Origin of the sequence: Portibacter lacus (genome assembly GCF_021533215.1) — a bacterium.
Lineage (GTDB): Bacteria > Bacteroidota > Bacteroidia > Chitinophagales > Saprospiraceae > Portibacter > Portibacter lacus.
Genome location: NZ_JAJNKA010000030.1, coordinates 1 through 8,145 on the forward strand (window position 1 = coordinate 1; position 8,145 = coordinate 8,145).

An 8,145-nucleotide genomic window follows, 5' to 3' on the forward strand; every position below is an offset into this window, starting at 1 on the left:
CGCATTTCGTAAAATTGTTTAATTTTAGAGGTAACGTTAGGCGGAAGGCGAAACTCCTCTTATCGCTAAGACGTTATACTTAATGAATTGACTCCGTCAATTCATCTATGGTGGTACTTAGCCATTTATAAAGCTCAATTCTTTGAAACTTTTTTCGGTCGACACTAAAATTTTGTCAGGAGAAGACGATCAACTTAAACGCGCGCCAGAAAGCAAATTAAACAAGTACATTTCCTTCAATTCAATAACCAAATCTTGCAACGGTAAACTCATCAATGTCTTTGCTCAATTACTGAAATGTTGTTTTTACTTATTCAGTTTTTCTCTTAATAAATACGGAAACCTTCAACTTTCGCGCTTTCAGTATACTAGCAACTTTGGCCATTCCAATCCAAGCTTTCAATTTTGTCATGTTCCAACTCGTCTTCTCTTTCGTATTATCGTTAGCTCAACCGAAAAAAGTAGGCCAACGCACCGATCTTCGTGAGTCAGATCTTAAACGTTCAACGTATTTATCTCCGCTTGTAGCTTTTTTTTGAATTTACGAATGGCAAACGCAATCGTGTGTCATAAGATTTCTTTTTATCACTAAGTATAACACGCGATTAAGAAGTGAATTTCGCCTTAAATAATTCTTACTCCAACACATTTTGTCTAAAATTATAATAACTTTAGAAGTAACGATTTGCGGAAGGCGAAACTCCTCTTATCGCTATCACGTTAGAGTGCCACTAATAAAACGATCGCGCAAAAAACCAATGTAATTTTTAATGTTTATGGTTTCGAATAAATCCACCTTCAAAAAAGCGACACACCTTGCTTATTTAAATGGTTTTTACGCTTGCGATAAGCCTTTGGCATAATTCTGATTTCTACTCCAATGAGTTTTTTTGCTTTACCCTCCTTCCATCCAAACTTTAATGCTCGCACCGAAAGCTGAGTTTGATTCGGCTCCGTCCAACATTAGAGATTCGGCTCCTAGCGCAAAATAAACGTTTGACTAGAACGAAAACCTAAACAGCAAAATACGCCTCACCTTACTTATTTGTTATCGCTAAACTCCAATGCACGATTCCTACTTTTATGCTTTCCTACCCTACGCGCGTTTTTCACTAAATCAGCACTATCCTGCCCAATAAGCGAACATTTGTGGCTTTCAATTCATCTCTGTTCGGCGCTCGGCACTAATTATTCGTCAACTGTAAACGTATTCCTAAACTTAAAAAAAGCGGCATCTAACATGCGATTAAGGAGTAATTCCGCCTTAAATAATTCCCACTCCAATACGCATTTCGTAAAATTGTTTAATTTTAGAGGTAACGTTAGGCGGAAGGCGAAACTCCTCTTATCGCTATCACGTTATCTGTAACCAATTGTATGAGAGAGATAATAATTTTATTAACAATTTTCATTATTGCCAGTTGTAAAACAGAAGAAGTTATTCAATCTGTAGAACTTGAAATACATCCAGCTTTTCATAATTATTCAAAATACAAAATTGAAGCTAAACATGATACTTCTAAAATGACTTTCAATCTATTTGAATTGCCAAATTCGATTGAAATATCATTGTCTGGAAAAGAAACGAAAATCAAAGAAGAGGTTATTATCAATCCTCAAATTAAAGAATTATTCAATAAAATTGCATCATTTAAGGATGACGGTAAACGTCATTATGGTTACACTGATGGAGCCTCTTCAACAATTATAAAAAACTATTTAAATAGATCGGATACATTCTCAATACATGTACCAATTCGAGAAGAAAATTCAATTCATTATAATTACTTAGATAAGCTTTTTGATATTTTATTGCAAACTGATAAATACCAAAACCAAATCTACTTTGAAACTCTCAAATCTTATTTCGATTATGGGCTTCCAATTACTCAAATTAAAGTGCAGCCTAAAACTTACCGAATATGGGGCCCGTTGACGACAAACGAAGAACAGGATCTTCAACAATTTACTAAATCAATTAAAGATAATGAGTCTATCATATTAGATTTTAGAAATTACAAAGGAATGGGATCAAGCTTGTATCATGAATTCATTCAATTGAACAAGAGAAATCCAAACATATATTATGTTTATGACAAAGAGATTAATGAAGATTTTGAATATATTGCCAATGGGAAAATATATACTTCAATTGAAGAAGTATTAGAGAAATTTAAAGAGGCTACAGATAACAGGTGACGATCCATAATGCTTCGCTGTCGCTTGCACTCTGGATGTCACAGGACCGTTAGAGTGCCACTAATAAAACGATCGCGCAAAAAACCAATGTATTTTTAATGTTTATGGTTTCGAATAAATCCACCTTCAAAAAAGCGACACACCTTGCTTATTTAGCATTTTTTACGCTTGCGATAAGCCTTTGGCATAATTGAGATTTCTACTCCAATGAGTTTTTTTGCTTTACCCTCATTCCATCCAATCTTCAATGCTCGCACCGAAAGCTGAGTTTGATTTGGCTTCGTCCAACATTAGAGATTCGGCTCCTAGCGCAAAACAAACGTATGCATAAACGAAAACCTAAACAGCAAAATACGCCTCACCTAACTTATTTGTTATCGCTAAACTCCAATGCACGATTCCTACTCTAATACATTCTTGCCCTACGCGCGTTTTTCACTAAATCAGCACTATCCTGCCCAATAAGCGAACATTTGTGGCTTTCAATTCATCTCTGTTCGGCGCTCGGCACTAATTATTCGTCAACTGTAAACGTATTCCTAAACTTAAAAAAAGCGGCATCTAACATGCGATTAAGGAGTAATTCCGCCTTAAATAATTCCCACTCCAATACGCATTTCGTAAAATTGTTTAATTTTAGAGGTAACGTTAGGCGGAAGGCGAAACTCCTCTTATCGCTATCACGTTATATACAAGGAATTGACCACGGTCAATCCCTTCGCGAGTGCTGGCTCTCTTGTTACTTTTTCACACTCTTTTCTTCGAAACTTTTTTTCGGTTGATTAACGATCCAGAGAAGACGGTAAATTCATTTTCATGTTTATAATGAAAGTGCCGAATACATAACTTTCCTCATTTTTCTTAATCGTATCGCTCAACGCATTCACGTTTGCAATCGAATCATTCTGTAGATTTTATTTGTTCACTTTTCATGATTAATCGATTGGTAACGATCAACCCATTCGCGCTTACGACCACATCGATTCTTAGACTTACCAACTTCGGCATTTCATTTTGATAAGCCAAACTCGTCTTCTCTTTCAGAACGAGTAAATTGATATACTGAGAAGACGGTCAACAAGTAAATGTCCTAAATAATGAAATTGCCGAAGGTTTAAGTCTCCTACTCTATCTTAACATCGTAACGCTCAACGCATTCACGTTTACATTCGAACTATTCTGCAGATTCTATTCGATCACTTTTCATTCTTAATAGAGTGGAAACGATCAACCCATTCGCGCTTACGATTACATCGAATATTAAAGATCCAACTTCGGCATTTCATTTTGATTCATACAAATCCGTCTTCTCTTTCTAAAAATGGAACAGCAACCGAAAAAAGCCATCTAAACAATTCAAACATTTGGGATTTCAAGTAATTCTCTTCTGGGTTGACTTAAGAGTGTTAAAAAAAAGTTTAGTCCCTGTATATAACAGGCGATAAGAAGTAATTTCGCCTTTAACGTGTTCCATTCTCACTTTTGGAAAAATTGTTTAATTTTAGAGGTAACGAATCGCGGTGGGCGAAACTCCTCTTATCGCCAGAACGTTATATACAAGGAATTGACCACGGTCAATCCCTTCGCGAGTGCTGGCTCTCTTGTTACTTTTTCACACTCTTTTCTTCGAAACTTTTTTTCGGTTGATTAACGATCCAGAGAAGACGGTAAATTCATTTTCATGTTTATAATGAAAGTGCCGAATACATAACTTTCCTCATTTTTCTTAATCGTATCGCTCAACGCATTCACGTTTGCAATCGAATCATTCTGTAGATTTTATTTGTTCACTTTTCATGATTAATCGATTGGTAACGATCAACCCATTCGCGCTTACGACCACATCGATTCTTAGACTTACCAACTTCGGCATTTCATTTTGATAAGCCAAACTCGTCTTCTCTTTCAGAACGAGTAAATTGATATACTGAGAAGACGGTCAACAAGTAAATGTCCTAAATAATGAAATTGCCGAAGGTTTAAGTCTCCTACTCTATCTTAACATCGTAACGCTCAACGCATTCACGTTTACATTCGAACTATTCTGCAGATTCTATTCGATCACTTTTCATTCTTAATAGAGTGGAAACGATCAACCCATTCGCGCTTACGATTACATCGAATATTAAAGATCCAACTTCGGCATTTCATTTTGATTCATACAAATCCGTCTTCTCTTTCTAAAAATGGAACAGCAACCGAAAAAAGCCATCTAAACAATTCAAACATTTGGGATTTCAAGTAATTCTCTTCTGGGTTGACTTAAGAGTGTTAAAAAAAAGTTTAGTCCCTGTATATAACAGGCGATAAGAAGTAATTTCGCCTTTAACGTGTTCCATTCTCACTTTTGGAAAAATTGTTTAATTTTAGAGGTAACGAATCGCGGTGGGCGAAACTCCTCTTATCGCCAGAACGTTATCTGTAATTCAGTGGATTCAACCGCTAAAAATTGATTTAAATAAATGTAAATTGTAACACCGCAACCTAATTTTTTTTATCACACAAAACGGTCTCAATTTAGTAAAAGATTTATATTTTGATGATAATAAATAGATTAGTTACCGCTGCTCAGCTTTGAGCTAAATTTTAAATATGGATGAACAAAAAAGAAATTAGAGAAAAAGCAATAAGACAAATATTTGAGGAAACTGCATTACAAGAAAATGGTTTTAGATGTACAAAAAAAAGTATCTACAAGAAAGTTGGTGATTTCAAATTGTCTTTGAATTTCGGAAGTGCAATTAGCCCAAATAGATTAGAAGAGGTCAACTATCTAGAAGTTAGAGCTTCTGTGAGTCATGAAGGTCTTAGAAAATATAAAAAAGAGAACTTCAAACAAAACAATGGATATATTGGAGGAGCTGCAATCGCAAACCTTTTTAAGGCTGGACCTCCTTGGATAAGTTACGATCTGGGAATTAGGGAAAACACCTACAATGAAAAATTAAGCCAAATTAAACAAGTTATAGAAAAGGATGTGTTTCATTTTTATGATGAATTTACGGATATAAACAAAATAAATAATTACATCTGGAAGCCTTGTTTCAATCTCCGTTGTTCCATCCACCTCTATGTTTTTTTAAGTGAAAAAGATCTTTTGGATGAAGTAATTGGAAAAGCATCAATTGATAGAAAAGAGTCGTTTAAGCATGATTATGTTAATTTCAATAGGAGATTGAATTCTGGAGAAACATGGATTGAAGTTTACAAAGATGTCAAAGATGGAGAAGATAGTCTTTCTCTTGAGATTGCCAACTCCTTGTATGAAATGGGCATCAATCTATAAAAAAATACAGATAACAGGCCATGAAGAATGAAGAACTTCCTATCGTCGTTCCTCATCTTATGGCTGAACCGTTAGCGATAATAAAAAATATATGAAAGCCATAGAGCAATTTAATGAACATATAAAAGCAAATCCCAACTCTTCTATTTGGGAAGGGTTTGCGAGTATATACAGTTATAAAAATGCTCCAATTGAAGATACAGAGCTTTTGAATCTATGCAAACTCCAACTATCAAAGAAACTGGATGAGGAAAGTACAATAAGTTGGTTAAGTATACTAAAACATCTCGAAAAACCAGAAAGCTTTAATCCTGAATTCCTAACCAAGTACTTTAGAGCACGAAACAATAGTATCAATCATTCAGCAGTAAACTCACTTACATATTCGAAAAGTGAAAAAGTTCAACAATTATTAATCGATATCATTGAGAACCCAAAATCAGATGAATTAGGAGAAGTCGCAGTAAAAGTTCTACATTTTGAATTAACTTCAATTAAGTCTTTCAATCGATTAATACGCTTATACAACAGCTTAAAAAAGGAAACAAAAAGAGCAACTTGGTACTTAATCTTTACCAAATCTTTTAACAATAGCTTTAATTACAGTAAAGATCTATTAGAATTTTTAGAATCAAATAAAGTAAAGTCTTTGAAAAAATGGAATTTCAAGAACTGGAAATATTTGAAACGGGATTTAGCAAGCCAGAAGTTAGTAGAAAGATTATCAAAACTCAAAAAGGCCACTAATAACAAGACCTTCAAGAATGAAATATTTTATATACCAATTTCTGATTTGTCTTATATTTTGATAAGGGCTCATATTGACTACGAAAATCAATCTGAAGTGAAATTTGATATCGGTCAAAGAAGTTTTATTCGTGCCTTTTTTGGAAGAATTGACAATGGATTATTTTCATCTTTCAGTAGTCTAAATCAAGGAATGATTACAATTCAATTGGATCAAGATTTCATTGAAAAATTAATTAAAGATGCAGAAGAAGAAATAATTGAAAAGGAATTGTATATAAAACAGAATTACCACAAACATTCTTTAGAACCAGCAAAAAAATCATTTTATCCTTTTGTCTCATTTATAACTTATAGTTTACTTACAAACAATTTAGAAAATGCAAAAAAATGGGCTAACTATTGGAAAGAAAATAACGAAGAGTGGTTACAAGAATATTGGTTAAGATTTTGTAATGAAGTTGAAAGAGTTACTATCGCTAACACAGGATATGATGGCATGCCTCCTATCGTCGGCACGTCCACATATCCATAACCGTTATGTAGCATAGTTCTAACACAAATTACGAACAAGAAATCTGATAAGTCATATAAGAATTATTTGTCAGCACATAAGTATCTTGCGACGACACCAAACACAAAAAAGTAATGTATTTATTTGAAATTGAGATAAATGGACCGCAAAATCAAATTCACAACCAATAAATCTAGAGAAAAAATGAGAGAGGGAACTATCACTTATTTTCAATCTCAAGGGTTTAATTTGACAAATAATGATGAACTCTCAATTCAATTTGAGAGGGGAAGTATTTTAAGGAATATGCTAACTTTCAATCCACTTAAATGGAAAAGCATTGTAGAAATTAGTTTTGATAAAAATGATATAATAGCAAATTTTGAAATAAACACAGTTTTCCAAGCAGTGTCGCACCAAGAAGAAAACTTATGGCAAGAATTTATTTCAAATTACCAGAAAACATTACAAACCAATCAGTCTTTTATTTCTGAAAATGAAGCACAATTAAAAGATACTAGAAAATCGTCTTACCAGTATGTCAGACGATCAATGTTAGGTGCAATAATTTTCGGTCTACCAGGTGGATTACTTGCTCATCTAACCGGAATCAATCTCTTGATGTTAGTTGCTGTAGTTGGTGGTGGATTATTATTCTTAGTGATGAGTATAAACAAAGATAAAAGCAAAACATATTCTCACGATAAAGACTCACAGCAATAAAGTCATGATAAGAGATATAGAAGCGAAAAAGTATTTTAAGTGGACAATAGCATCTTCTATAATGGTACTTCCAATATTCTTCTTAGCCCTATTTGGGCATGTCAAAGCAGTTCAATATTACTATTGGATTTTATTAGTTTTCTACGCACTAGTATCAATTTCGGTATTCGTTGTTGGAATAACAAAGTATAGCTCCTTTATTCCTAATCCTAGATCAACATTTGATGTTTTTTCAAATCTTAGAATTTGGACCGTCGTACTTTGTGTTGTTTCTTTTTCTCTTTATTCGTATTTGTTCATTCTGTATGGAAACTTAGGCGGTGTGCTTGATAATTGTGAAGGCAAATTGTCAGTGATGAATCATGGAGAGCTGATCAGGGAGCTAACACAAAGTGAATATCTTTATCATAAGAGAATTGAATTATTACTTTTTACAACATGCTTTTTTGCATTTTTTAGTGCAGGACAGATGATATTATATAAAAGAAACGCTACCTAACATTAGATAAGAAGTAAGAGCTCCTTCGTCGCTCCTCCTCTTATCATTAGACGTTAGAGTGCCACTAATAAAACGATCGCGCAAAAAACCAAGGTGATTTTAAAACAGATAATTCCGATCAATTCATCCTTCAAAAAAAAGCGACACATCTTGCTCATTTAGCAATTTTTACGCTTG

Annotated in this window: 5 protein-coding genes; all 5 read left to right on the forward strand. The window is 33.8% G+C overall.

All coding sequences use genetic code 11. The features are described from left to right. The first annotated feature begins 1,377 nt into the window (after window positions 1-1,377). The gene (locus L2586_RS24215) at window positions 1,378-2,199 is read left to right on the forward strand and encodes a hypothetical protein (protein ID WP_235295590.1); all 822 of its coding nucleotides are present in this window, start codon (window positions 1,378-1,380) and stop codon (window positions 2,197-2,199) included. A 2,596-nt stretch (window positions 2,200-4,795) separates the two neighbouring features. After that, window positions 4,796-5,485, forward strand: coding sequence for a hypothetical protein (locus tag L2586_RS24220; RefSeq protein WP_235295591.1), 690 nt, complete (start codon window positions 4,796-4,798; stop codon window positions 5,483-5,485). Between the two features lie 91 nt (window positions 5,486-5,576). Next, complete coding sequence (locus L2586_RS24225; protein ID WP_235295592.1) at window positions 5,577-6,767, forward strand: hypothetical protein; 1,191 nt, start codon at window positions 5,577-5,579, stop codon at window positions 6,765-6,767. 138 nt (window positions 6,768-6,905) lie between these two features. Next, window positions 6,906-7,469 carry a hypothetical protein gene (locus L2586_RS24230; RefSeq protein WP_235295593.1) on the forward strand — a complete coding sequence of 188 codons (564 nt, stop codon included), beginning with the start codon at window positions 6,906-6,908 and terminating at the stop codon, window positions 7,467-7,469. 4 nt (window positions 7,470-7,473) lie between these two features. Continuing rightward, window positions 7,474-7,968 (forward strand): hypothetical protein, encoded by a 495-nt coding sequence (locus L2586_RS24235; RefSeq protein WP_235295594.1) that lies wholly within the window; start codon window positions 7,474-7,476, stop codon window positions 7,966-7,968. Window positions 7,969-8,145 lie beyond the last annotated feature (177 nt).

Bases quoted from the DNA above. Each gene is read 5' to 3' on its own strand.
- L2586_RS24215 (WP_235295590.1), top strand. From the start codon at position 1,378: ATGAGAGAGATAATAATTTTATTAACAATTTTCATTATTGCCAGTTGT.
- L2586_RS24220 (WP_235295591.1), top strand. From the start codon at position 4,796: ATGAACAAAAAAGAAATTAGAGAAAAAGCAATAAGACAAATATTTGAG.
- L2586_RS24225 (WP_235295592.1), top strand. From the start codon at position 5,577: ATGAAAGCCATAGAGCAATTTAATGAACATATAAAAGCAAATCCCAAC.
- L2586_RS24230 (WP_235295593.1), top strand. From the start codon at position 6,906: ATGGACCGCAAAATCAAATTCACAACCAATAAATCTAGAGAAAAAATG.
- L2586_RS24235 (WP_235295594.1), top strand. From the start codon at position 7,474: ATGATAAGAGATATAGAAGCGAAAAAGTATTTTAAGTGGACAATAGCA.